The organism is Halanaerobium saccharolyticum (assembly GCF_004362045.1).
Taxonomy (GTDB): Bacteria; Bacillota; Halanaerobiia; order Halanaerobiales; family Halanaerobiaceae; genus Halanaerobium; species Halanaerobium saccharolyticum_C.
Map to the genome: position 1 here is coordinate 1 of NZ_SNWX01000068.1, position 2,036 is coordinate 2,036.

General features: G+C 27.6%; 2 protein-coding genes. Both read left to right on the forward strand.

Annotated features, from left to right (window positions below):
- Positions 1–276 precede the first annotated feature (276 nt).
- On the forward strand, positions 277–882 hold the full coding sequence (locus DFR79_RS15985; RefSeq protein WP_133516449.1) for a hypothetical protein: 606 nt from the start codon (positions 277–279) through the stop codon (positions 880–882).
- 495 nt (positions 883–1,377) lie between these two features.
- Entirely contained in the window at positions 1,378–1,884 is a 507-nt protein-coding gene (locus DFR79_RS15990) for a hypothetical protein (protein ID WP_133516450.1), read from the forward strand.
- The last annotated feature ends 152 nt before the right edge of the window (positions 1,885–2,036 follow it).

The window sequence follows — 2,036 nt, forward strand, 5'->3', positions numbered from 1 at the left end:
TTATCCTAAAAACATTTTATCAAAAAGGGAGTCTTCTTTCTAATTTTCTAGATAATTTCAAAATGAATCTCCAAAACTTATTTTACACTATGTTTTAAAATATTAATTGAGTAACAATTTTTAAAATGATTAAAATTTTTTATTTTACTAAACAGGTGATTTTAGATTAAAGTTTTGATTAAATTTTGTTATAATATTATTAGAAGATAGAAAAATCATAATATGTAGGGAATTAATAGTATAGAATCTATAAATCAAAAAAGGGAGGCTGAAAATATGGATATTACCTGTGATCAAAGCTGTGATATGGGATATATTTATCTACAAAAATTTAGTCAAAATCAGGAAGAAAAGTTTGATGAAAGTAGATTAATAGCATCCAATCAACCTATAGAAGTGATTGAAAATATTTATTTGAAATTAAATAAGCTTAATTGGCCTCAAAAAAAATATATTGACGCAATTATGGATGGAGATTTTATTGAAGAATTTCAGAATGACTTTGATGATAATGCCTATTTAAAGGGGATAGAGCTGCAGTTAACAGAAGAGAGGCTGGCAAATATACTTGAAAATTATAAAATAGCAACTTTTGAATTTAATAACAGTCAGTATTATTATATTTCCTTGACTGAAGAAGAGAAAGTTTTCAATCCTCAAAATTATGTTTATCGCTTTTCTAAAAAAAATGATGCTTTTGTAATTATCAGCCGCAGTGAGGAGAGGCGCTATCAGATTACGATGGGAGAAGATAAAGATAATGAAAAATCATTAAGTCCCCAGATTTCATATATCAGAGCCTTGATTTTTAGAGAGGATTCTCCCTATAATGTTGATTATCTTAAGAGTTTAAAACTTTATATAAGAAATGATGAGTATTAAGAAATTTTATCCGGTTCGTCCAATAAAAGGGTGGCCTTAGTACTATAATAGTCATATTTGCAAAAAATAAAATATTTTAATTACTTTTTAATCAATTTCAGATTAAATAGTATTGTTGGATATATTAATAAATAGTAGAAAAATTATGATTATAATTTCTACAGATGATATTTAATGTAAAAGCATATTAAAAGCATCTCAATATATACTCAAAGTACATTCAAATCTTGATTTCAGTAAGTATTTATGTTACAATTTAAATGTACTGAAAGGAGAAATTTAACTGAAAGTTGTCTAGTAGATGCGGCAGCTAGTATGCTAAAAATCTCCCGATTTCTATTTTGAAATTGATTAATCAAAAAGAATTAAAAACAAAAAAGAAGTTGCCAGAAAAGGAAGGATGCTGAAGGTCATCTGCAGGAATTTTATCAAGATAAATTAGTTAAAGAGGTTTTTAGACTTTGTGCTAAAAGCACAGGAAAGGGTTTGATTATTATGATATCCTTAAACAATGCTAGAAGTCTGGTGGAAGAAGTTAGAGGAGAAGAAATGCCCTTAATTTATACTAATTTAACTCTACATGACTGGGTAAGAGAGGGCGTTATCTCTCACATGGAAATTAATGATGGAAAAGCTCTCTATCCTGATATTGTAACCTCAGAAATTTTAACTGCTTTAAAACTTAAAGAAAAGTACAGCCTTTCCGAAATTGCTGAAGCCAGAGAATGTCTGGAACTGGATGGTGGTAATCCCGGTCAAATATCCGAGGATGAGTTAATAAGATTTGTAAACTGCAGTAAACTATTCAATGATAAAAAATTGGCAACTAAACTATCATTAAAACATATAGAAACTCTAGAGACTATAAAAGAACTAATAGATGATCTGCTCAAAGAAAAAAACCACTTAGAAGTAGTAGAGGCTTATTTAAAAGAATTTCTAAAGTCGGAAAAAGAATTAAAAAAAGTTAAACAAAGAAAAGAAATGAAATATGTATCTTAGAAAATTTACGGCCAATAGTAATATTGGCTTTTTTTTTGCAAAAAACATTAAATAATTGCCTCTTCGCTATTTAGTGTGGGTTTTCATTGTTCTTTTATTTAATATAGTTGAATTTATTCATTTTCATATCCAATTATGGTATACTTTACCTA